23 protein-coding genes are annotated in these 24,499 nt (G+C 36.1%); 10 read left to right on the top strand and 13 right to left on the bottom strand.

All coding sequences use genetic code 11. The annotated features are described in order from the left end of the window. Positions 1 to 19 precede the first annotated feature (19 nt). Entirely contained in the window at positions 20 to 457 is a 438-nt protein-coding gene (locus BALOs_RS05935; protein ID WP_120404590.1) for a YqaA family protein, read from the bottom strand. 107 nt (positions 458 to 564) lie between these two features. Here BALOs_RS05935 and BALOs_RS05930 point away from each other — a divergent pair, with 107 nt between their 5' ends. From BALOs_RS05930 to BALOs_RS05920, 3 genes are all read left to right on the top strand, one after another. Beyond that, positions 565 to 1,038, top strand: a complete 474-nt coding sequence (locus BALOs_RS05930) for a CBS domain-containing protein (protein ID WP_162929574.1) — start codon at positions 565 to 567, stop codon at positions 1,036 to 1,038. A gap of 111 nt (positions 1,039 to 1,149) precedes the next feature. Continuing rightward, entirely contained in the window at positions 1,150 to 2,070 is a 921-nt protein-coding gene (locus tag BALOs_RS05925) for a hypothetical protein (protein WP_114706350.1), read from the top strand. Positions 2,071 to 2,377: 307 nt separating this feature from the next. Continuing rightward, positions 2,378 to 2,725, top strand: coding sequence for a hypothetical protein (locus BALOs_RS05920; RefSeq protein ID WP_120404588.1), 348 nt, complete (start codon positions 2,378 to 2,380; stop codon positions 2,723 to 2,725). On the opposite strand, the gene soxR is transcribed toward BALOs_RS05920, so the two are convergent. Further along, positions 2,708 to 3,157 (bottom strand): redox-sensitive transcriptional activator SoxR, encoded by a 450-nt coding sequence (gene soxR / locus BALOs_RS05915; protein ID WP_240406492.1) that lies wholly within the window; start codon positions 3,155 to 3,157, stop codon positions 2,708 to 2,710. The genes BALOs_RS05920 and soxR overlap by 18 nt on opposite strands. A gap of 92 nt (positions 3,158 to 3,249) precedes the next feature. Here soxR and BALOs_RS05910 point away from each other — a divergent pair, with 92 nt between their 5' ends. Continuing rightward, positions 3,250 to 3,990 carry an SDR family NAD(P)-dependent oxidoreductase gene (locus tag BALOs_RS05910; protein WP_120404587.1) on the top strand — a complete coding sequence of 247 codons (741 nt, stop codon included), beginning with the start codon at positions 3,250 to 3,252 and terminating at the stop codon, positions 3,988 to 3,990. Between the two features lie 213 nt (positions 3,991 to 4,203). On the opposite strand, the gene guaA is transcribed toward BALOs_RS05910, so the two are convergent. The 4 genes from guaA to BALOs_RS05890 form a co-directional block, all read right to left on the bottom strand. Then, entirely contained in the window at positions 4,204 to 5,757 is a 1,554-nt protein-coding gene (gene guaA, locus BALOs_RS05905; RefSeq protein ID WP_120404586.1) for a glutamine-hydrolyzing GMP synthase, read from the bottom strand. Between the two features lie 14 nt (positions 5,758 to 5,771). Continuing rightward, positions 5,772 to 7,250 carry an IMP dehydrogenase gene (gene guaB, locus BALOs_RS05900; RefSeq protein ID WP_114706353.1) on the bottom strand — a complete coding sequence of 493 codons (1,479 nt, stop codon included), beginning with the start codon at positions 7,248 to 7,250 and terminating at the stop codon, positions 5,772 to 5,774. 91 nt (positions 7,251 to 7,341) lie between these two features. Then, positions 7,342 to 8,655, bottom strand: coding sequence for a hypothetical protein (locus BALOs_RS05895; protein ID WP_120404585.1), 1,314 nt, complete (start codon positions 8,653 to 8,655; stop codon positions 7,342 to 7,344). Next, the gene (locus BALOs_RS05890; protein WP_120404584.1) at positions 8,621 to 9,340 is read right to left on the bottom strand and encodes a hypothetical protein; all 720 of its coding nucleotides are present in this window, start codon (positions 9,338 to 9,340) and stop codon (positions 8,621 to 8,623) included. The genes BALOs_RS05895 and BALOs_RS05890 overlap by 35 nt, the downstream gene beginning before the upstream one ends. Positions 9,341 to 9,574: 234 nt before the next feature. Between BALOs_RS05890 and BALOs_RS05885 the strand changes: the two genes are divergently transcribed. Next, a complete protein-coding gene (locus BALOs_RS05885) occupies positions 9,575 to 11,776 on the top strand; it encodes a thioredoxin family protein (protein WP_120404583.1) in 2,202 nt (733 codons plus the stop codon). Here the strand turns inward: BALOs_RS05885 and BALOs_RS05880 are convergent. Then, positions 11,773 to 12,594 carry a flagellin gene (locus BALOs_RS05880; protein ID WP_120404582.1) on the bottom strand — a complete coding sequence of 274 codons (822 nt, stop codon included), beginning with the start codon at positions 12,592 to 12,594 and terminating at the stop codon, positions 11,773 to 11,775. The two genes, BALOs_RS05885 and BALOs_RS05880, sit on opposite strands and share 4 nt — an antisense overlap. A 169-nt stretch (positions 12,595 to 12,763) precedes the next feature. Further along, positions 12,764 to 13,042, bottom strand: a complete 279-nt coding sequence (locus BALOs_RS05875) for an HPF/RaiA family ribosome-associated protein (RefSeq protein WP_120404581.1) — start codon at positions 13,040 to 13,042, stop codon at positions 12,764 to 12,766. 216 nt (positions 13,043 to 13,258) lie between these two features. Here BALOs_RS05875 and BALOs_RS05870 point away from each other — a divergent pair, with 216 nt between their 5' ends. Further along, complete coding sequence (locus tag BALOs_RS05870; RefSeq protein WP_114706359.1) at positions 13,259 to 13,774, top strand: MotA/TolQ/ExbB proton channel family protein; 516 nt, start codon at positions 13,259 to 13,261, stop codon at positions 13,772 to 13,774. After that, positions 13,771 to 14,172 (top strand): biopolymer transporter ExbD, encoded by a 402-nt coding sequence (locus BALOs_RS05865; RefSeq protein WP_114706360.1) that lies wholly within the window; start codon positions 13,771 to 13,773, stop codon positions 14,170 to 14,172. Before BALOs_RS05870 ends, BALOs_RS05865 begins: the two co-directional genes overlap by 4 nt. Positions 14,173 to 14,183: 11 nt before the next feature. Here BALOs_RS05865 and BALOs_RS05860 read toward each other — a convergent pair whose 3' ends face one another. From BALOs_RS05860 to BALOs_RS05850, 3 genes are all read right to left on the bottom strand, one after another. After that, the gene (locus tag BALOs_RS05860; RefSeq protein ID WP_120404580.1) at positions 14,184 to 15,314 is read right to left on the bottom strand and encodes a glycosyltransferase family 1 protein; all 1,131 of its coding nucleotides are present in this window, start codon (positions 15,312 to 15,314) and stop codon (positions 14,184 to 14,186) included. Between the two features lie 44 nt (positions 15,315 to 15,358). Further along, complete coding sequence (locus BALOs_RS05855; RefSeq protein WP_114706362.1) at positions 15,359 to 16,831, bottom strand: LysM peptidoglycan-binding domain-containing protein; 1,473 nt, start codon at positions 16,829 to 16,831, stop codon at positions 15,359 to 15,361. Positions 16,832 to 16,927: 96 nt separating this feature from the next. Further along, complete coding sequence (locus tag BALOs_RS05850) at positions 16,928 to 17,926, bottom strand: enolase C-terminal domain-like protein (RefSeq protein WP_120404579.1); 999 nt, start codon at positions 17,924 to 17,926, stop codon at positions 16,928 to 16,930. 56 nt (positions 17,927 to 17,982) lie between these two features. Between BALOs_RS05850 and BALOs_RS05845 the strand changes: the two genes are divergently transcribed. The 3 genes from BALOs_RS05845 to BALOs_RS05835 all read left to right on the top strand — a co-directional run bounded on the left by BALOs_RS05845 (position 17,983) and on the right by BALOs_RS05835 (position 21,774). Further along, on the top strand, positions 17,983 to 18,915 hold the full coding sequence (locus tag BALOs_RS05845; protein ID WP_120404578.1) for a hypothetical protein: 933 nt from the start codon (positions 17,983 to 17,985) through the stop codon (positions 18,913 to 18,915). A 14-nt stretch (positions 18,916 to 18,929) separates the two neighbouring features. Next, entirely contained in the window at positions 18,930 to 20,573 is a 1,644-nt protein-coding gene (locus tag BALOs_RS05840) for a hypothetical protein (RefSeq protein WP_114706365.1), read from the top strand. 100 nt (positions 20,574 to 20,673) lie between these two features. Then, the gene (locus BALOs_RS05835) at positions 20,674 to 21,774 is read left to right on the top strand and encodes a type IV pilus twitching motility protein PilT (protein WP_114706366.1); all 1,101 of its coding nucleotides are present in this window, start codon (positions 20,674 to 20,676) and stop codon (positions 21,772 to 21,774) included. 234 nt (positions 21,775 to 22,008) lie between these two features. On the opposite strand, the gene BALOs_RS05830 is transcribed toward BALOs_RS05835, so the two are convergent. After that, a complete protein-coding gene (locus BALOs_RS05830; RefSeq protein WP_120404577.1) occupies positions 22,009 to 22,254 on the bottom strand; it encodes a hypothetical protein in 246 nt (81 codons plus the stop codon). Positions 22,255 to 22,274: 20 nt separating this feature from the next. Beyond that, positions 22,275 to 24,473, bottom strand: coding sequence for a carboxy terminal-processing peptidase (locus tag BALOs_RS05825; RefSeq protein ID WP_120404576.1), 2,199 nt, complete (start codon positions 24,471 to 24,473; stop codon positions 22,275 to 22,277). Positions 24,474 to 24,499 lie beyond the last annotated feature (26 nt).

The raw sequence follows: 24,499 nt of genomic DNA, 5'->3' as shown, positions 1-24,499 counted from the left end.
CAGGTGTTTTGTCATATTCTTATAATTCATTTGCTAACCAAATAACAAAGACATAACGCAACGCTTTACCGATGAACATCATGATAAAAGTAGGCGCGACGCGACATCGAAAGTATCCTAGTGCCACGGCCATGGGATCACCAATTATTGGCATCCATGTAAGTGAAGCAAGTAAGGCCCCAAAGCGTTGAATGTGGTGTTGTAAATTAAGAACTTTCTCTTTACTAATTTTAAAGAATTTTTCACACCAACTTAATTTCCCCAGATGGCCGAGGTAATAACAACTCACTCCACCGAGAAAATTACCAAAGCTTGCGGCCAAGAAAATTGAAGTCTTGGGAAGTCCTAGTTTTACGGCGCTAAAGAGAAATACTTCAGAACTAAAAGGCAGGATCGTCGCTGCTGCAAATGAGATTAAGAAGAGGCCAAAAACCCCATATTCTTGAATAAGGTCCATTGTTCATCATTATGATTATTTTCAAACAATTAAGCAAAATCTTTTAACAATTCCCCAATAAAATCAGCATAAAGCCAAATACAAATTTAATTCAAGGAATGATCATCATGGTAAATTATACTCCACCAATTGAAAGGGATAAGGCCCCAAGACAACGAGAAAAGGATGAGCACTTTACATCAAGCTACAATATTATAAGCCGAGTTATTAAAGAATCGCTACCACTTCATGCAGATATGGATATTCAGCAAGCTGGAGAATTCTTTATTAAGAATCAAATAACAGGACTTCCCGTTGTTGATGAACATGAGCGTCTTGTAGGATTTCTTTCTCAAAAAGACTGTCTCAAATACAGCCTTGATGCCAAGTACTATAATCATGCATCATCTAAGGTCGAACATTATATGAGCGAAAATGTTGTGACGATTCCAAAAGAATCAACTCTAACATTCATCGTGGAATTATTTCTTCACTACCCCTACCACACCTTTCCCGTTATTGAGAATGGGCAAGTCATTGGAATCGTTGAAAGGACAACCGTCTTTGAAGTGATTCACAACATGAAGGGAACCAACTGGTAAAAAATTCAACAACTTAGCATCTGTAAAAAATGCGCACTCCCCTCTCTTTTGTTGAACACGACCATCTATTCTGCGATTATGCAGCGATAAAGATAATAATGAGAGAGGGAAATGGTTTTTACCAGAAGACGCCATCGACATAAAGTCCCAAAGAATAAGGAACAGCTTGAGCTAAGTTTCGATTTGCCACGTGAGCAAGATCGTAACTTTCACTTAGGTGGAAAGTCTTTTTACTTCTTTGACTTTGACGATAATGTTGTCTTCCTTTCAACACCTATTATTATCTTTCATAATGAAACTGGCGAAGAGAAGCTTCTTTCTTCTCACGAATTCGCTGCTCACAACAAAATTATAGGTAAAGAAGGTTTATATAAAGATTATCATATGGACTTCGATGATGAGACGGGAACTTTCCGTAACTTTAGAGATTCAGATCTTTCGCTTACTCAACGACTAACCGGAAGAAAGCAGTCACTAATCACCGATATCCAGAATGCACTTGAAAGAAGTGATTCTACTTGGAAAGCTCCAAGCTGGAATCACTTCTATCATGCAACTTATAACAAAAGACCTGTTTCTATTATTACAGCTCGCGGCCACCGAGAAGATACCATCAAGCAAGGAATTGAGGTTATCTACAATGAAGGCCATCTTCCGAATATGCCAAATTTTCACACTGTCTACGCCGTTTCAAATCCTGAAACACGAGTACGTCTTGGTGGTGAAAGTGAAAACTACAATGTGCCAGAATTAAAGTACAAGGCCATTATTGAATCAGTTGAACTCGCTATAAAGCAATACGGATACTCTGATTATCACCGCTTTGGGATGAGTGATGACGATGCTGGAAATATTGATCTCATTACAGATGCGATGAAAGAGCTTAAAGCAAAATTTCCACGTATGTCATTCTTTGTCATCCAAACTTATGATAACGGTTTCGAAAAACGTGAAGTTCTTGAACACTCAGTTGAAACAATCTTTTCTAAGAGCGAATCTCGCCTTGATCAGCTTAACCTTTTTGCTCAGTAACGAAGTAAAATTCTGAACACTGCCTAGGCAATTATTAAAAAAGTATTTCCTATTGTTAAAGTTTAGTAAGATTTCTTTCATGGAAAAGAAATTTATCAAACAAGTATTGGCCACATTCTTTATATTCTTATTCTCAGCTCTAATGTCACGTGCTTTTAGTGGAGAACTCGTAAAACTTATCCAGTAAGTTCAAAATCCACTAAAACCGAGAAAAAGTCTTACACTTTCTAACTAGGCTTAGATTATCTTTGCTTAATAACCGTTCATTTCTTAGAATTTGAAGTCCCCAAATAAAAAGGAATTTCAAATGAAGAAAATGACACAAATCACACTCGCACTAATTCTTGCTTCTAGCACTTTTGCTATGGAATGCGTTGGATCAAAAACATTTAGAGATAATCTTGGGAATTCACAACGTAAAGAAGTGATACTCGAGAAGGCATTTGATTACTCAGATGACAAGATTCATGCAGATATTGAAGAAGCATACTTTGTCTTCACTAAATACGATCAAGAAAAATACGTCGCTAAAATCACTTTTGGGCCAGATTATACAAAAGGCATTGCCTCAACAGCAACTTTTGACATGAATAATCGCTTTGAATTGGCCAGTGTAAATGGTGGTACTGTTTATAAGCTAGTCTGTCGAAAGTAAAATTTGTGGCCCGGGGCCTTTTTCTCCTAACTTATCGTTAGGGTTCCTTAATGGACAATCTTGAAGAGAAAGGCAGCCACACCCTATACATAGACCTAATTGAGACTTAACCCTCTGAATTAATTCAATTCTCTCAGTTAAAATACGATCCCAATTCTCACCAAGCTTCTTCCAATCATTGAGTGTTGGCCGCTCTTTATTTACTATAGACTTAAATGCATCTTTAATTTCTTCAAGAGAAAGACCTATCTTTTGTGCGACCTTAACATAACTCAATACTCTTAATTCATTTCGATGAAAGCGACGCTGATTTCCACTATTTCGATGAGACCTAATAAGACCTTTAGATTCATAGAAATGAATGGCCGATACGGCCACTCCACTTCGTTTTGCCATTTCACCAACTGATAAATATTCTTTTTCTTTATGCAAAATTTCCTCACTATTGACCTCAAGTTAACTTGAGGTTTTATAATTTAACTCAGAATTAAATTTATTTCAACATTCCAAATTGGAGGATAAGTATGATAAAAAGAAATGCCCTGGTAACAGGAGGAGCACGTGGAATTGGAGCTGCAACAGTTAAGGCCCTTGCAGCCGATGGTAATCGTGTGTTCATTAATTTTGTAAACAGTACACAAGCTGCAAATGATTTAGCAAAAGAGATAATCGATGCTGGTGGTGAAGCAATTCCTGTACAAGCTGATGTTAGAGATGATGCACAAGTTAAGGCGATGTTCGATAAAATTGACGAGTTTGGAGGCGTTGATATCTTAGTATCAAACGCCAATATGAACTTCACTCCTAAGCCATTTACAGAACAAACTTGGGAAGAATTTTCACAAAAGCTAAATGATGAAGTACATGCCTCATATGTAACTGCGCAACTTGCTGCAAGGAATATGAAACAGAAGAAGTTTGGAAGACTAATCTTTATTTCTAGTACACTTTCTGAAGACCCTGCTCCTAACTTTATTGCTCACGGATCAGCAAAAGGTGCACTTGATAGCATGAGTAAATATATTGCACAAGAATTAGGTCAATTTGGTATTACATCAAATATCGTAGCGCCAGGACTTGTACTTACAGATGCAACAAAAGGATCAGGCGAAGATTTCATTGAATTCATTAAGTCAATGACACCAACAGGTCGAGTTGCAATCCCTGAAGATGTAGCAAACACAGTTCGCTTCCTAGCAAGTGAAGGTGCATCTCATATCACAGGTACATATACACCAGTTTGTGGTGGAGCATACCTACCATAATTTCGTTAAATAAAAGGCCCAGTTCTAAACTGGGCCTCTACATTACTTAAAGTACGCGTTGCTAGTTTGGGGGGTGTTTCTTTGCGAGAGATTTCCCATACCGCCGGAAACAACACGACCGACATAAACGTCGGTCGGTTGAATTATTGTTTCATTTCAAGCCACGGGCGGTAGCACCGCATCCCATTTTGCGTATGCAAAATGATGCGGGTGCTACTCCCATTCAATAGTGCCAGGAGGTTTAGACGTAATGTCGTAGACAACTCTAGTGATGCCTTTGACCTCATTAGTGATACGAGATGAGACGCGAGATAAGAATGCATGAGGCATATCTGTCCAAGTAGCAGTCATTCCATCACTAGAATTAACCATACGAAGACAAATAACTTCTTCATAAGCACGGCCATCACCTTTTACACCAACAGTTTTAACTGGAAGTAAAACTGTTAAGGCCTGCCATGTTGATTGATATAAATTATTTGCGTGCAATTCTTCAAATAGAATTTGATCACTTTGTTGAACTTGTGCAATACGAGTCTCTGTGAGCTCACCTAGAACACGTATCCCAATACCTGGACCAGGAAACGGGTGGCGATGAACCCAGCCATGCTCAAGACCTAATTCCTCTCCCATTTTTCTTACTTCATCTTTGAAGAGATAACGAAGAGGCTCAAGAAGCTTTAAGTTCATTCTTTCAGGAAGTCCACCAACGTTATGGTGAGACTTAATTGTTACTGACTTTCCATCTTCTTCATGTGGAGAAATTGACTCAATAACATCTGGATATAAAGTTCCCTGAAGAAGGTATTCAAAGTTAATATCGTGTGAATCCTGATATTCTTTTACTTTCTTTTCAAAGACATCAATAAAAGTTTTACCAATGGCCTTACGCTTATCTTCTGGATCTGACTTCCCTTTTAGATTGGCCATAAACTCATCCTTAACATCGATAACTTCAATATTAAGATTTGTTTTTTCTTTTAATATTTCGATATGATTATAATCTTGTGGACGAAGAAGTCCGTGATCAACAAAGAAACAATAGAGGTTATCTCCAATAACTTCATGTGAGAGTTGAGCTGCAACTAGTGAGTCAACTCCGCCAGAGAATGCACAAAGAACCTTTGATTTTTCAATTCCGCGTACAAGATCTTTTGCTTCTTCAAGCATCTCTGTAGCATCCCAGTCTTTTTCAAGCTTTGCTACATCTTTAAAGAAATGATTTAAAATATCTTTTCCATGTTCACTATGTTCAACTTCTGGATGAAATTGAAGACCCATCATTGGACGCTTTTTATGCTCAATAGCTGAAACAAGTCCGTTTGCAGACTCCATGACCAAATCAAAGTCTTTTGGTAGCTTCGAGATATGATCAGAGTGTGACATCCAAACATTGACTTCATCAGGAACACCATCCATTTTAAATCCATTTAAAAGATGGATCTTAGCATGGCCATATTCACCGATTGTTCCCTTTTCAACAACGCCACCAAAGTACTTCCCCATAAGTTGCATACCGTAGCAGACACCTAGAATTGGAAGGTCCTTATTATCAAAGACAAAGTCATAATTGGTATCATCTTCAAAAACAGATTGTGGCCCACCAGATAGAACTAAAGCATTAGGTCTTTTGCCTTCTTTAAAGAATTCACGGGCCTTCTTTACTGTGATAATCTCACTTGAATAACCAAGTTCACGAGACTTTCTTGTAATTAATTGTGTGTATTGTGAACCAAAGTCCACGATCCATATTTGTCTTGCACTCATCTTTTTAAAACCTTTTATTTCTCAATTTGATAATTTGGTGCTTCTTTTGTAATCATGACATCATGTGGGTGACTTTCTTTTAAAGACGCCGCTGTGATTTTTACAAATTGTGCTTTTTCTTGCATTTGAACAATTGTTTCTGCACCGATATAGCCCATACCACTTCTAATACCACCATTTAATTGATAGATATTTGAAGCAAGACTTCCACGATAAGGCACTTGTCCTTCAATTCCTTCTGGAACGAGTTTTTGATCATCAACATCACCTTGACCATAACGATCTTTAGAACCAAGTTTCATGGCACCAAGAGATCCCATTCCGCGGTAAACTTTATAAGTTCGTCCTTGATATAAAACCATTTCACCTGGAGTTTCATCACAGCCAGCAAACATTGAACCTAGCATGACACAACTTGCTCCAGCAGCAAGGGCCTTAACAATATCTCCAGAGTACTTGATTCCACCATCTGCGATAAATGGAATAGCTGCCTTATGACAAACTGTTGCACAGTCCATAATGGCCGAAAGTTGAGGAACCCCAATACCGGCAACAACACGAGTTGTACAAATAGATCCTGGACCAATTCCTACCTTTACTCCGTCTACTCCGGCATCAATTAGGGCCTGACAAGCTTCAGGTGTTGCAATATTTCCGGCGATAATATCAACATTTTGATCTTTTTTAATTAATGAGCGTACTGTTTTAACCATCTCAATAACACCTTTAGAATGTCCATGAGCAGTATCAATAATAATGCAATCAACATCTGCATTAATTAGGTGTTGAGCACGCATAACTTCTTTATCTCCCACTCCAATTGCAGCAGCAACACGAAGTCTTCCGAGACTATCTTTATTAGAATTTGGAAAATTAATTCTCTTTAAAATATCCTTAATCGTAATCAGCCCTTTAAGCTTACCTTCCTTACAAACGATAGGAAGCTTTTCAATGCGATTCTTATGAAGGATCTTTTGTGCTTCATCTAATTCAATTCCTTCAACAGCAGTAACAAGCTTATCTTTTGGCGTCATGATATCTTTAACTTTCTGATTGAGGTTTTGCTCAAATCTAATATCTCGACTTGTTAGGATTCCGATTAAATAGTCCTTATCATCAACAACTAGAACACCTGTAATTTTATTCTTACTTGTTAATCGAATGACATCCTCAAGATGCATATCTTCTTTAACTGTAATTGGATTTAAGACAACACCTGATTCAAATTTCTTAACTTTTTCTACTTCCCAGGCTTGGTCTTCAGGTCTCATATTCTTATGAATAACCCCTATTCCACCTTGTTGGGCCATAACAATTGCAGTTTTTGATTCTGTAACTGTATCCATTGCCGCAGATACAATTGGAATATTCAAATGAATATTTCGAGAAAATTTTGTGTTTAGATTTACATCCCCTGGTAGGACTTCAGAATAGCCTGGCTTAAGTAAGACATCATCATAAGTTAAGGCCTGTTCAATTGGTGTGTTTGACATTTTTTAATCCCAGCTAAATAGTTAAAATATAAGCAAAATAATTGCTTATATTTTAACTGAGATCATTTTTTTATAATAGCTGGATTTTTTTTTAGTACGCTTGCTTATAATCCTGACTATAACTCTCAAGATCATTAATTAAGCTATTGATAGCATCGTTATGCTTCTTTTGATTGATATATTCACGACGCAAAGAACTCTCAAAGATATCGTTCTTTAGATCATCCCTAACAGGACTTGGAACAGATGCCGGATTACGAGATGAGCTCTTCTTTATTGGAGTTGGAGCCGCCTGTGGCGCAGGCTTCGCTGGACGAAACTTTCTTACTGGTGCCGGCTTTTCCGGAGCGATCTCAGGGGCCATTTGTGGCAGATCTGGAGTTGAAGAATCATCAGAGGCCGGAACTCGCAAGTTCGAACGATGAATATTTACTTCTACATCAGATTTCTTTGTATAACTTGGCTTAAACTTCTTTTTTACAGGCTTTTTCGCAGGTGCCTGTGAAGCAAGTTTTCTCATTTTTTCTCTATAAATTCTCTCAAGTTTTTCACTTCTGCTGTTTTCTTCTACTGGAACAGAAGCAATATTACGTCTTGTTTGATCATAAGTTGAACGACGTACAACAATTTCACCAGGCTTATTAGATACTCTCATCTCCTCTCTTAAATGAACTGAGGCCGTAGAGCGCTTTGCCTTCTTTGAATAAAGCTCTTGTTTGATTTTATTATCTTTGTGTGTTGGTGCCTTTGCAGCAATTCGTCTCTCATCCATTGGCTTAACTGCTGGGAATAAAGATGTGACTGCCTGATATGCACTTGAAGAAATTGGTGTTGGAACTCTTGGCGCACCATTTTCATAATCTTCTTTTATAAATGAAAATCGTCCTGGCCCAACTTTTTCTTTCATAAATTCATAAACATTATTATTAAAAGTATGTGTACCTTTAATACTTAGAATTTGAGTTTTTCCATTATCTGGATCATAAGAAGCAATGAACTCTCCATTATTGTAATTTATTGTCGAGTTTACTGTTTGTAATTGAAATGAATCATCAGTCTCTTCCATTGACTTAACCCAGATATATCCAGACTTAAGTTCAACAATCTTATTTAGAACTGAAATATAACTTGAACCAGAGACATGGTATTCGTGATCGAAGTAATCTCTAAAAACAAGCTCTGCTCCGACTTCTGTAAAGATATCATCGAAATCATAAAGATAACTTCCAGCATCGACCTTCTTTGTCTTATCGCCATTAGTAACAAAGACATTCCCTTGAACCTTGGCAACAACGGCACGAGGAGTTCTCTCAACTGAGGACTCAGGTGCGGCCATAACAAAAGAGCTTATTAATGTTAGAACGAGTAAACTAGTTCTTTTTATACTTCTGTACGATTTTCTCATAGTGCCCACTTAAAATATTCCATTCAGGAGTGTTTCTATATTTCTTTCTGAATTCTTCAACGACAGCAAAGAATTCATCTCTTCTATTTTGCTTTAGGTAACTCATTCCAAGCCAAAGCTTAGCACCTAAGTAATACTTCGAAGTTGGATACTTTTTCGTAAGATATGTGAAGTACTTCTCACTCCAATCATAATGCTTACCTGACTCGTAACTTGCGACACCAGCTTGAAAGAGGAAATCAGCATCGACATCTTTTGAGTTAGGAAAATTCTTTGTGTATGAGTTAAAGAACTGTGCACTCTTTTCATAATTTTTCGCATCAAATTCTTTTTGAGCAATAGAGATCATCTCTTTTGCATCCCACTTATACACGTCATACTTAACAAGGTCGTTACTATTTACCTTTGCAACACTTGCAATCTCACGTTGCATATAAGTCTCTTTCTTTGGCGCTTTATCCTTCAATTGTGTTTCAAGATAGAAATTGCGACTTTCAAGAGTCTTAACCTTATAATTGGCCTGCATCAGCTTGTTCTTTAGGTCCTGATTCTCTTTAGATAAAAGAAGAATTCGATCCTCTAGTCCGTTAATAACTTGAGCACGTTTTTCAAAATGCTCAACATAACTACAAGATGTTAGCGAAACCACGGCCATTGCAAAAAATAATTTATTCAAGGTTTTCACGTTTTTTTCCTCGTTTATTAGTACCTCTTCTATTATCTCTTCGGATATCAGACTAAAATATTTAGTAAAAATTAGACCAACGTAATTTCAAGCACTTAATAAAATTAACCTTTTTAATGTCTTTTCTCGGTTTTTAACGTCAAATCTTTGTCAAATCATGGATTTAGCGTGAATTTTTAGCGTATAATTACCGCTAAGGCTTTATCAGTTATTAAGAATCATTAAGGATAAAAGATGAATAAATTAAGACTTGTGCTCTCTATAGTATTTACGGGAGTACTCCTAAGCAGTTTTACAGCTCATGCTCAAAAAGAAGACTACTCTAATCTCCTAAAGGCACAAGTAACCTCAACTAAAATTAATGACTCCAACTTTCTTGTTATCAACCTACGCAATGAAGAAGGATGGCACACCTATTGGGAAAATCCTGGTGATTCTGGACTTGCCACAGAGTTTGAGTTTAAAGACCAAGGAGATAAGATTGTCCTTGAGATGGTTGAATGGCCTACTCCTCATAAGTTCATTGAAAAAGGAGATATTCAAACATTTGGTCACAAGAACGACTACTCGTACTTCTTCTATTTAAATAACCAATTTAAAAATAGTGATAACTTTCAAGTTCATCTTAAATATTTAATCTGTCGTGATATTTGTATCCCACAAGAAAAAATCATTAAAGGAACATTTAGCGATGGAAGATTTTCATCAAGCCAAAATGAAATTACGATCTCTGAGAGTGAAGTTGTAGAGCGATTCAATAATCTTCCAAGAAAGAGAACTCTACCAACATATTTAAATATCACACTAACTCAACATGGTGATGATATGGCCCTTTTCTACAATATTACTGGAGAAGGACAAAAGCTTAAGAGAGCTCAAAATATTCTGACACCATATACAACGAGTCCATTCACTTTTAAGAGAGAAAAGATTTATCAAGATAAAAAGGGAAATCATTACGGCTCTTTCATGATGGACTGGGATGGTGCATATCTTGAGCCAGAATATCCCCTACCAGAAGATGGTAACTTTAAAGAGCCTATTACGTTCAAATTTGTCTTTAATGATCCAGTGACTAATGAAAGTTATAGAGTTGATTACGAAGTGGCATCTTTTGGAAAAAATGGTGAATCATTTTCTAGTTTCTATAAAACCTTAACACCAGTAGATAATACTCAAAAGAAAGTTGATTCAAAAGTAATGAATAACCAGTCAGGTTCTTCACTACCTTACTTTCTACTCATGGCCTTTATTGGTGGTTTAATCTTAAATATCATGCCGTGTGTTTTACCGGTAATTTCACTAAAGCTCTTTGGCTTAATTAAACACTCAAAAGAAAGTCGTGGGCGAATCTTTAAGCACAATCTCTTCTACTCTCTTGGTGTTATGGCCACATTTGTAGCATTAGCAGCTGCGATTGTTGGATTAAAGGCATCAGGTGAACAAGTTGGTTGGGGCTTCCAATTACAATCTCCACTCTTTGTTTCTTTAATGGTCTTTGTCATCTTTATTATGGCCCTTAACTTATTTGGACTATTTGAATTCAAAACTCCAGGAGGTTCAACCTTAGGAAATGTTGAAATTAGGAATACGTACTCAGGTGATTTTATCAGCGGTGTTCTTGCAACGATTCTCTCAACACCATGTTCGGCTCCTTTTTTAGGAACAGCACTAACTTTTGCATTTTCTGAATCGACGTTAAATATCTTTTTAATCTTTTTATTTATCGGTCTAGGACTAAGTGCTCCATTTTTATTAACAGGATTCTTTCCTGCTCTTATCCGTTTCTTACCTAAGCCAGGTATGTGGATGGAGCACGTTAAAAAGCTACTTGGCCTAACACTTATCCTTACAGTAGTTTGGCTACTAGACGTTTACTCAGCTCTTGTTGGTTCTGCTGTTGCCATGATGTATATAAAATCAGCGCTGGTATTTACTTTCTTCTTCTTTTACATGAGAAAGAAAATGACCAAGAAAGTCTATGCGACAATTCTCGTTCTAATCCCTACTTTATACTTAGGCTATACTTCTGTTACAACTCCACTTAATACTAGTGGAAGTGGGAACTCTCTTATTGAAGACAAAAAGCGTGAAGGCCTAGAGTGGGTTAAGTGGACAGAAGATGCTATGAACCAGCGAATTAATGAAAAGAAATTAACTTTTATCGATTTCACAGCACGTTGGTGTATCACATGTAAAGTTAATGAGAAGCTCGTTATAAATACAGATTCATTTAAAGAGATGGTTGATGAGAATAATGTCGACTTACTACTTGGAGACTGGACAAAGAAAGATGAGCATATCGGAAAATGGCTTAAGTCACAAGGAATGGTAGGAGTTCCGGCCTACTTTGTTATTGATGATAAAGGTAATCTTATTAAACTTGGTGAGACAATTTCATTAAGTGAAGTTAAGAAGGCACTTGGTGTAAACTAATCAAGTAACTTAGCAACTGCTGAAGGCCCAACATTTGCTTGTGCTAAAAAGGCAGTTGCTGACTCCATCTTTATTGACTCCAAGGCCTTTTTAGCAGCAGACTCTCCAAAGTCAGTATCTTCAATCTTTGATCTCGCAGACTCTGAGTTTTCATAATTAATTTGTAAGTTTGTTGTCGTACTCTCGATTCGCTTCATTGTTGAGCCAACCTTTGAGCGAGAGTGTGAAATCTTCTCAATCATATCATCGGCCGCTTGCATGGCATTTCTAGCACTCTCCTTAGTATTAACAGAGTGTGCACTAAGGTGGCGATTTGATGTCATAATTTCACTAATATTGTAGCGAACTCGATCATTCTTAGCATCATTTCGAATCCCCACCTGCATCTCAAGGTCTCGACCTGTGCCATCGAGAAGTCTTGTTCCATTGTATTGTGCATTTTCTTGGACTCGAATCATCTCATTAGTAAGCTGCTGAAATTCTCTATCAGCATTTCTTCTCTCACTTGGCGCATATGTGTCGGAGGCCATTTGGATTGAAAGTTCTTTTAGACGTATTGCAATATCATGCATCGTCCCCATCGTTGCATCAGCAATTTCTAGCATTGAGTAGCTATCGTTTGAATTTCTTTGGGCCTGGAGATTAGAGCGGTTCTGGGCCGTCATTTTAAGCGCAATAGCAGAACCTGCAGGATCTACTGCAGCTTCATAGATACGCTTAGCGCCTGATAGTTTGCGAGTCTCGCTCATATGGCGATCATTCACATTACCTAACATTCGCTTCGCTAATTGCGATGTGACGTTAGTACCTACTCTCATCCTTGATATTACCTAGTTAGTACTTGTTAAATTCACTCTAACCTTGAGTGAAACTGAATGTTATTGAATTTATCGGAAATTTTTGCCCAGAGCTTAAGAAAATTCCTTGAGCTCTGGGCGGTGTTTGGAAGTTAAAATGAAAAGATTATCTAATACCTAGTAATCTCAACTAACTGGCAGCTTTTTGATCTCGATACCAGTTTTTAAAGGCCACTAGAACATCTGCTGCGGCTTGGTAAACATTGTCTCCTTTAGCTTTTTTATGGAATTGATGCTTATGACCATTAACATTTGCAGAGAACATATATTCTGGACCTTTTTTGTCGGCCACGAATTGGATATGCCCCACATTTCTATGATCGTGTGAGATACCTTTTAATTTCTTTGCAACATAGTCTTCAAAAGCATCTGAGTGATCGACATTGTGAAAGCTTAAATTGTATTTCATAGGACCTCCGTTTGTTTTTTCCTATTTATCTCTACAAATACATAATAGCACTCTCATCTTTTTTGAAATCTGTTTTATGTTAGGTTTTTGTCAAAAAGATTTAAAGTAATAAATTGTTTGAAAGGTGTATGAAATAGATCATATTTTAGTGTTCTCATGACACCATATTTATCATAAAATTAGATAGTTACATTTATTAAATTAGAAGGAGTTTTAATGCGCTTATACGAATATATCCAGCAAGGTGGATTGATTATGTACATTCTACTATTCATCAATATTGTTGGATGGGCAATTATGTTATCTAAGGCATACTTTCTCTCTGTGGAGATGAAGATGACTTCTCAAACATCAAGCGACATTCAAAAAAGAATTACTGATGTTGGAGAAAAGGATGCAACGTCAAAAATCGAAATTGCAAAGCAGTATCTAGCTGGTCACGTTATGGGTGCAGAAAAGGGTCTAAATACAGTTAAGATTATTGCAACAATCTCTCCACTACTTGGACTACTTGGTACCGTTGTTGGTGTATTGAAGGCCTTCCACGTAATGTCTCAAACAGGATTATCAAATCCAGCATCATTTGCTCAAGGTATCTCAATGGCCCTTATTACAACAGTTGGTGGGATGATTGTCGCAATTCCTCACTTTGTTGGTCACAACTACCTACTAGGAAGTGTGGATAAATTAGAATCAAAATTAGAACAAGAAATTATGGAAAAAATTCTATGAGTTCCAGAAGTAAAAAAAGAACAAGACAAGAAGCAAGCGCGGATATCACCCCCTTAATTGATGTTGTCTTCCTCCTTCTTATTTTCTTTATGACTTCAACTGTCTTTAAAAAGTCAGAATTAGCGCTACTGTTAAATCTACCTAAGACAGAGTCTGGGGAGAAAGCTTCTCAAGACTCTAAAGTTTTAACAATAGAATTATCAAAAGAAGAAGTGGCCATTGCTGGAAAGAAATTTACAGTGGATGAGCTTGACGAAAAACTAGCAGCAATTAAGGATAAGAATAAGCCTATTGATCTTCGAGTAGATAAAGAAGTTCAGTATGCAAGACTTGTAAAGATTCTTGATGTCTTAAAGAAGTACAGTCTTACAAATCTTTCACTTATTACTGAAAAGTAGATAATAAAGAATTATAGAGAATTATAAAGATCAACTAAGTTCTGGGCCGTTTGACGACGATGAAATTTTTCAACAAAGTTACGGCCCATTTCAACCATCTCAAAAGCAAGATCATGATTAGTTAACACATTGCTAATCTGCTCACTTAACTCTTGTTTGTTATTTGGATCAACATAAATCGTATTTGGGCCACCAGCTTCTGGAAAGACAGATCCTTTAGACGTAATAACTGGTGTCTTTGAAAATAATGCTTCAATAATTGGAATTCCAAATCCTTCAAAGAAAGATGGAAAACAAAAAAGATCACTACGTTGATAGAAGGCAGGAAGATCATCATTAGTCACATTTGAAAGGATAATAACTCTATCTTCAAGTCCCTTTGAATGAATATAGCTTTCAACCTGCTTCTTATACTTACCGCCATTTCCAACAATAACGAGCTTGTGATTAATTGATTTCTTAAGATCAGCGTAGGCCTTAACCAACGTCATGGTATTCTTATTTGGCTCAATTGCACCAACATAGAGAATGAATTTATCGTGGATTCCGTAGCGCTCCACTGTTGCCACTTGTTTTTCAACAGGTATTGGCGAATAAAAACGTGGATTACAAGTTTGGTAAACGACACGAATTTTTTCGGCCGGACAACCGAGATAATTAATTAAGTCAGTTTTAGTTTGTTCACAAATTGCAATTACCACATCTGCAACTTCTGTAGCATACTTAATTTTTTTAAAATAAACCTGGCGATCAAGCCATTTAAAGTTTTGAGGAAAACGTAAGAATAATAGATCATGTATTGTTACTACTGTCTTGATTCCTGTTTTCTCTATACCTTGTGGGAGTTCGTGACTTAAGCCGTGAAAGATATCTAATTCTAAATCCTTGGCCTCTTGGGCAACTTTAAATGAACGCCATGAAGCTGGAAACTTACGTGAAACAAAATCTTTAGGCCTAACAACATTAAGGTTATTGTATTGATCGAGCCAATGAATGGCCCTATCGTCATTAAAGTCTGGCGTAAATAAGTAATATGAATGTTCTGTGTGATAGCGACTTAAACTTGCAATTAAATCTCTAGAATAATTCCCTAGTCCACGAAAGTTATGAAATGCTCTTTTAGCATCGAATCCAATTTTCATCTTTACAGTATAAGGCCCGGCTTAAGGGAAGACAAGCTATTTGCCTATCCCTCACTTGGTACTTTAATAACCTGACCAGCATATAAAGCACTTCCTCTAATACTATTAACTTTCTTGATCTTTCTTATAGAAGTTTTAAATTTACGAGCAATTGCAGTTAGATTATCACCGCGTCTAACACGATACTTTTTAAGAGCAACTCTTTTTGCATTATTAGAAGCGATCTTAAGCTTTTGACCAATAAAGATCTTACTTGAACGAAGGCCATTTAGTGACTTAATACTTCTAACTGAAACACCGTAGCGTCTAGCGATCTCGATTAAGTTATCACCTCTTCTTACACGGTGAGTAACCATTTCACCACGAGTTGAATACTTAAGCCTTTGTCCAACAAGAATCTTAGATCCTCTAATTCCATTGATTCTCTTTAAATCAGAAACTCTAACTCCTAGACGGCTTGCAATCGTACTTAGGTTATCACCTCTTCTTACTCGATAAACACCAGCTGTTTTAGATGAGCTTGATGCTGATCCCTTTAAATACTTACGAGTCTCATATTCAGCAAGTGACTTATAGTCTGTGAAGTTACTTGAAGGTAAGAAGATATCTTGAGCACGTCTACGATTTACTTTGATCCACTTTCTCTTAAGATCAGGATTTAATACTTTTAATGTTTTGGCCGAAATCCCGCGAGCTTTTGCAAATTTATAAAGGTTAAATGAACTCGATACACGATGGGCCTTTACTTTTTCAAACGGACTATCTTTCGACTCAGTAATCTTGATTCCGTATTTTTCAGGATTATTATAAATTTCTCTTACGGCAGCAACTTTTGGAACATAATAAATTGTTTCAGTTGGAATTAACTTTCTTGAAACTAATTTCATATAATCACGAGTCTTTCCCTTTCTGATAGAGCGAATAATCCCGTACTCACCTTTATTATAAGCAACTAAGGCAAGTTCCCATGAACCAAAAATATTATAAAGGTCTTTAAAGTATTGGGCAGCAGCTTCTGTTGATTTAATGATATGAGTTCTTTCATCAACATAGCTATCAACTCTTAGCTTATATCTTTTACCAGTGGCCTTAATAAATTGCCAAGGACCCACAGCAGCTGCTTTTGATTTGATAAAAGTATTATAACCTGATTCAATAAGTCCTACGAAGAATAAGTCTTCTGGTAGTCCATGTGAGCGCATAATCTTTTCGATAACATTTCTATACTTAGCTCCGTTATTTACATAACGAATAAAAAGATCTCTTTGTTTTTCAGTAAAATATTTTACCCAAAAGTCAAAGTGCTTCTTATGATAGTGTAGCTCTAGCCTATCCATATTATTGATGGTGTAGGACTTAAGGCTTTCTAATTCTTTTTCTTTATATTTTACAACTTCTTTATAAACAACACTCGGTTGTTCTACTTTTTCGTGGTCAATACCTTTAGTGTATTTAGGTTTAACGTTCGCGCAAGATACAAGAATAATTAGTGGTAGTAAGATATTGATTTTTTTCATGGGCCCTCAAATTTCGTGCTCAAAAATGTGTTATAAAATAATAAAACAACTTGTCCTATTATTTTAAATGAACACCCTGATTTTTCGAGGGGGAATTTAATTCATATTAGACAAAAAGACTTTTCCATTTTCCCAAATTACCTGAGGATCTGACTCATCTTTAATTTTAGTGAAACCATCAAAATCATAGTAATCAAAACCATAGGCAATATTAAATAACGATGAAATTCCAACAGTTGACTCTACCATACAGCCAAGCATCGTTTTAAGCTCTAGCTTCTTTGCTTGTTGCAGTTGAGAAAAGCACTTCATAAGGCTATTTGCCTTTGAAACCTTTAAGACAACACCGTGACATAGGTCCTTAAATGAATCGAGATAGCGATGATCTTCAATTCCTTCATCTAAGAAGATATCAATTGGAGATTCCTCTTTTAGCTTACGATAGCCAGCAAATTCAGAGCGATACAGCGGTTGCTCAATAAAGAGGACATTATCCCCTTTAATTAAAGCAAGATGTTCTAAAACAAGCTCTGCATCGGCTTCATAAGATTCATTTGCATCAAGAACAAAAGTTCTAGCAGACGTATTTATTAACTCGACTTGCGTAGGAAAAGTTTCTTTAGTTATTTTAAGTTTTAATACACCATCTGTTTGTGCTTCTTTTACAAGCTTCTCGCCTTCTTCAAGGGTTGAAAAAACAGGTAATGACTCAAGTGAGCTAACACTTTTTACAGTATTTGTTCCTAGGATCTTCCAAGGAGATAAGTCAGTTGCCCTAACAAGATAATCAAGGAAGGCCGTTTCAATTCCTAGTCTAAGTCTAGGGGTTTGAAAGTCGTACTGATCTAAATATAGGTTTAATTCATTAAATTGAACAACACTGTGATTTTCATAATCACGAGCAAATTCATCAAGTTCTAATCTTAATGAATCCACATCTATGTCTTCTTTAGATCCATAGCTAACTTCACCTCGACCAATGTATTGCCCATTTTTCAATGTGACATAAATAATTTGTTTTGCATTAACTTCTGCCCCTGAAATCTTCCAAGGTTTTGTTAGTGTTACGAGTTGAGTATCTATTGCCCATTCCATATTGTGACCTAAAGCTTTAAAATAATAAGTATATTGATAACTAATAAGACAAAAGTATGTTACCAAAAATAATTTCAAATATCACACTAGCATTTATTGCCATTGTTGTCCTATATACCCTGGCCCCACTTTTTAAAGATATTCTTGATAGTATTTTTAATTCAAATAGACCAAAAAAGAAGTCACATTCAAAAGAAGAATTTGATGAAATGGTTAAAAGAAAGATCGAAAGAATGTCCATGTCAGGTGGAGCACAAGGAGTTAAAGGACAATCAGGACAAGGCTTAAAGGAGAGATCATTCCTTTCATATTTTAAAGAAAAAGACTTATTTTCTTCACCAGAAGATGAGCAGTTCTTTGAGGGAATGAATTCTTCAATGCAATGGGGTGATTTTCAAGAAGCAAAGAAAATACTAAATCAAATTGAAAATGACTTTGAAATAATTGATAAAAGCGCAAGCGAAGGAATCAATCAATTTATCAAATCAATATATAATAAAGAAACTCTACTATCATTGAAAAAGTTAAATGGTGGAAAAATAGACAAACAAAGCTTTCTAAGCCTAGCATCAACTTTATTTGTTTTTAGGCATATTAATCAAATAAAGAGTAAGCGTTTTGCTGATCAAAACCAATTGCTTCTTATATTAAATTTAGCTGCAATCAAAGACACAAAGGCCAAGATCAAGTTAATAGAGAGTTATATCAACGCTGAAGCAATCGATTCCATAAAAGAGTCCCCTATTTTATACAGGGATTTGATTAGTGACCTAAATAAAACGTTTGATCAATTATATCCACTACTTCCTCTAAAAACTGAGAAATTAGAAAAGGAATTTAATAATCTTAGTGAGAGTGACCGAAAAAAGAAATATAAGAAATTAGTGCAGATCTATCATCCAGATAAATGGCATGGAGATTTAAAATCACAGGCCATCGACGATAGGCTTAGAGAAAATTTTAATTTAATTCAAAAGCTTTATAAGTAATAAAAGAGAAAATTATGCAAAAGAAAAAAGAACAGATTATTAGCAGTATTGAAAAAGAGCTCATCAAGATTATCAGTGAGACAAATGGAATCTCATTAAGTGATACTCTTGAGCTATTAGCTCACTCTCCAAGTATTCGCGATAATCAGTTACTGGAAAAACCAGTTTTGGAATTTATGAAGCTTCTTTCTTCTTTTCAAATTGACGAAGTTGATATTGAAACAGTTTTGAATCATCCAGTATCTGATGCTGTCTTTAACTTCTTTAAAAAATTTCCACTGCCATATTATGAAGAACATATCCACTTAACAGGATCACTCAACGCAGAATTCATATATCCTCGATTGAAAAAACTATTAAACGGTAAAAATAAGGCCATTTATGAAAAGAGGATTAAGGCCGTTTATGGAAAAGATGCTATCCCAATTGAGAGTGTTGAAGACGTTGATAATCTCATACGCCTAAAAGAAGGCGAGCAATTTGCGACATATTTAAGAATCCTATTTCTTGCAAAACTCATTCTAACAAATAAGAAGGCCCATAAAGATGCTGCCTATCACATGGCAAAAGAACTTTATGAAAATTATAATGTGGGAAGTATTCGACTTAAATTCACGCTTTCTCGTGCCTCAAAAATGGACTCAGAACAAATTCCAGGCATAAAAGAAGTAACAGAAGAGGATGTTGTTCTAGGGCTTTATGAGGGCTTTAAGAAATTTCAACAAGAGGTTCCAAGCTTTAAATTTATCCTCTCACCTTCGTTTAGAAAGGAATTAAATTTCTTTGATAATGATAATTTTAAAACAAAGAAAGATCACTTTGAGCATCAAGTTGACGCCCTACTTGAGCTTTTAGAAAAGTATCCATACTTAAAAGAAAACTTGGTTGAAATTGATACCGTTGGTGATGAGAAGGCCCTTTATAGAAAGGCCCATTTCAAAGAACTTAAAAGTGGTTTAAGAAAGCTACAATATCGTGGACTGAAGATTCGTTCTCACCATGGGGAGACATGGCTAACTCTTAAAAAAGGTATCCAGTCCGTTGATAATGCGATGAATATTTGGCATATTGATACACTTGAGCATGGACTAAGTCTTGGGATCAATCCTAATTACTACTATCATAGACTCTTTCAACGAATCATAGAGGTTAATAGCAAGCATCAGCCAATTGATGCGAAATCAATTCAAGGATTAGAACTTGAAGAGATGGAATGGGAACAAGATGCGGCCCATGTAAAAGAGAAGCTTTTAAAAGGAGAGCTTTTAAGTGAAGAAGATATCACGCTATTTTTAAAAACTAAATTTCATAACGCTCGTGAAGTTGAGCACTATCAACATGATATTTTAAACCGAATTATTCAAAAACGAGTCTCTCTCGTTGCACTTCCCTCTTCAAACTTAAAGCTTACTGGAGCTTTTCCAGATTTTAAGGACCACCCATTTTCTTGGTGGGAGAAGAAAGGTGTAAACTTAGGTGTTGGAACAGATAATTACATAACCTTATCCACTGACTTCATTAGAGAGATGCTTATTCTTCTCTACTCTGATGCAAATAATCTAAAAATCACCAAGCTTCTGATGCTCACAACAAAAGAGACCAGAAGGCCTTATATTAGTAACCTCCTGTGGGAGATGAGAAAAAGGTACGCTAGCTAAATCCACGCTAAACTACTGAAATGTTAAATAATACTAAACTTTTCTACGCGGTTTTCCGACAAGTGTTTAGACAGATTATTTAGACTTTAGGAAGAAAGCGATGGGTTTTGAATTCTCTCATTTTAAATCACTAGTAAATGTGGCAATTGATAATAATGCCAGTGATATTCATATCCGTGCTGAAGAGACGCCCTGTTTTCGAATTAATGGCGATATGGTTTCAGTAAAGTCCAATAAGACTTTAACAACAGAAAGTGTTCTCGACATTCTAAGACTACTTACAAAAGATAATAAACAAATTGGAAATCTTGAAGACATAAAAGATCTTGATGGTGCAGTGGACTTTGAAGACATATGTCGATTGCGCTTTAATTACTTTCGCTACAATAATAAAAATGGAATCGTTTTAAGAGTTGTAAAAAAAGAAATTCCATCATTTAAAGAACTAGGACTTAGTGATTCTTTAAAACAAATTATAAGGGCCAAGCGTGGCCTAATTTTAGTAACTGGTGCAACAGGATCCGGTAAATCTACAACCCTGGCCAGTATGATTGATTATATTAATTCAAAAAGGGCCAAACATATCATTACCATTGAAGACCCAATTGAATTTATCCATACTCAAAAAAAATCTCGTATTACTCAAAGAGAAGTTGGAATCGACACAGAAAACTTTGAAGACGGTTTAAAGTTTGCGCTCAGACAGGATCCAGATATTATCTTACTTGGTGAGCTCAGGGATCAAAAGTCAGTTGAGATTGCTCTTAAGGCAGCTGAAACTGGACATCTTGTTCTAGCAACTGTTCACACGACAGATGCCATCTCAACAATAAGTCGTATTATTTCAATGTTCTCATCAGATGAGCAAACAGAGGCAAGAAAGCGCCTATCTGACGCTCTTTATTCAACGATCTCACAGAGAATGATTAAATCAAAAAAATCACCAAATGGTGTCCGTGTTGCTCAAGAAATTATGGTAACAGGACCAGGTGTAAAAGAATGTATTCGAGGCGATGAACCAATTGACCGAATTCTATCAATTATTGAAAATGGTGGAACAAACTCTGGTGACATTCCTTGTGAAAGTTTTGATCAAGCAATCTTCACTCTTTTGGAGCGTGGATATATCACTGAAGAAGATGCATCTAAAGAAGTTCGAAGCGCCGGTGACTTTATGAGAAAACTTATGCTTACAAAATAAGAAAGGCCCCGGTGGGGGCCAGGGCCAATCCGTCTAACAAAATTAGACTAACTTGATGTGAGGATAGTAAGAAAAGACTTACATGGTACTTATTATTCGTTACTTTTCGTTTTTTTTTAAGTGCGCAAAATTAGTGCTAATAAAAACTAAAAGGCCAAGTTACGAGAACTTGGCCTTAGTTAATTATAAATATATTTTTTTATTGAAAGTTTTACTTCATTTAACCTGAAATAGTTATTTCTGATATGAAAATATTTCTTTTACGACTTCTTCTACGGCCTTTTTAGCGTCATCACACTGGGCCTTCCAATGTCCGTGATCAAGTTTTGGATCCTGATTCATGATCAACTCCCCTAACTCCTTGGTACGATCATTAAACTTTTTTAGAAGCTCAACTGAAAGTTGCTCATCTTCCATATTCTCGAGCACATCCATTACCTTATTCATATCTTGATTATCTATTAAGTCCTTTAAGTTCATTTTTCTTCCTTAATCGATTCTTACTTCTTTAGCTGATCGATCATATCACGCATGATATGGATCGCCTCTTCAAGTCCAGCATCCTTACGAAGAGATGATACCCACTCTTCCTTACGTTGCTTAAAGTCGTCCTTCCACTGCTTCTCTTCACCTTTCTTAACAGTTTCATGAGACTTTAATGACTCTTCAAAGTGAGTGATAGTAAGCTTCGTATTTTCTTCATCTAATTTTAATTCTTCAAGCTTCTTCTTATTCGCTTCTTCTTCTTTCATCCACGAATCGATGTTTAGCTTAAGCTTTGTATCTTTACGTCTTTTTCTTAAATAATCAACACTTTCTTGTACTTTTTGTAAGCGATCATTCTTAGCAACACGCTTTTTAGAATTAGAAATTAGTTTCTTAAGATCATACTGATGCTTCGTCCACTTCTGAAACTTCTTAGGCTTAATTTGATCCCACTTAAGTGAATAAGTTAGATCTTGCTCACGATTTTCAGCGTAGGCCATTGGATCTGGTATTACGATATCAGGAGTTACACCCTTATATTGAGTTGAACCTCCTGTTATACGATAGAACTTTTGGATTGTAAGCTTTAGAGCACCAAACTTCTCACCAAGCATTTTATCAAGTCCTTGATCAAGGTTGTAAACAACTTGTACTGTACCTTTACCGTGAGTAACTTCACCACCAACTACGACAGCTCTTTTATAATCTTGCATTGCTGCTGCTAGAATTTCAGATGCCGAAGCAGAGTAACGGTTAACCATAACAATTAATGGCCCATCATATTCAACCTCAGGATCTGTATCAGCAAGTGTTTCTACTTGGTGCATATAGTTCTTCGTTTGAACAATTGGACCCTTCTTAATAAATAGCCCAGACATTAATTGTGCATCAGTTAAAGCTCCACCACCATTATTTCTAAGATCAAGAATAATTCCATTAACCTTCTGTTTCTTAAGTCTCTTAATTTCGGCCCTAACATCGTCTGTACAATTAATTGTTCCATTGAATTCACGATAGAATTTTGGAACATTGATATAACCATACTTACCTTTAACACCATCAAGTTCAAGAACAGAAGACTTAGCAAATGAAGCTCCGATCTTTACAACATCACGAGTAATACCAATTGTCTTTCTTGTTCCGTCTGCTTTTTTAACGTGTAAGCGAACAACAGTTCCTTTCTTACCTCTAATATAGCGAACAGCATCGTCTACTCTCATCCCTACGAGATCAACAGGCTCTTCTTTTGAATCACCTTCACTTACAGCAAGAATAAGATCATCAACTTCAAGTTCTTTTTGACGCCAAGCTGCTCCACCAGGAACGATCTCAACAACTTTGATATATCCTTCATCTTCAGATAAAACGGCACCAATCCCTTCAAGTTGACCTGACATATCAATATCAAAATCTTCTTTCTTCTTTGGAGCTAGGTAGGCCGTATGTGGATCAAACACAGCACCAATTGAGTTATAAAAGATTTCCATATAATCTTCACGTCTCTCTTTTAATAGTCTTTCAAAATAGAGACGGTATTTTTTATCAATTGCTTCATGTGCCTTAGCTAGAATTTCTTTTTCCGTTAAGATTTTTTCAGACTCTAGCTTCTTTTTTGATTTCTTTTCTTTTTTATCTTTATCTTTCTTATTTTTTCCATTTTTAAGATCTTCTTGATCTTCTTTGATAGAAATATAACGTGCCATTACCGATTGCTTGAAAGTTAAGCGCCAGTTCTTTTCAAACTCACTCTTATCCTTTGCAAAATGTCTTTTTTCAGGGTCAAGTTCAATAACTTCATTTCCTCTGAAGTTAAACTTATTTTCCTTAAAAAGCTTCTTACGTAACTCGTCTGCTTGGTTGATTCGATCAACCTTAATCTTCATGGCATCCAGAACTAACTTATAATTTCCAGAACGCATTTCATCGTCCATAAGAAGTTCGTATTTTTCAAGTTTTTTGACATCAGACTTGTATAGGAATTGCTTAGAGAAATCCATTTTCTTAATGAATTCTTGAAAAGCATTTTTTGATAAGTCGTTATTAACTTTCAACTTTTTATAATGAAGTTGCTCAAGGACTTCGATTAAACGATTTCCTAAGACTTGATCTTTATTGATACTAAAAAGGCCATTTTCTGCATGAAGCGCAAGTGGCGTTGACAACAAGGCAAGACCTAATACTAGGCCAAAAGTAGTTCTTAATTTCTTGTGCATTGAAGCTCCGATTCTAATAAAATTAG

The organism is Halobacteriovorax sp. BALOs_7 (assembly GCF_003612895.1).
Lineage (GTDB): Bacteria > Bdellovibrionota > Bacteriovoracia > Bacteriovoracales > Bacteriovoracaceae > Halobacteriovorax_A > Halobacteriovorax_A vibrionivorans.
The sequence above is the reverse complement of the archived record's forward strand: the minus strand, read 5'-3'. Positions and strand labels throughout refer to the sequence as shown.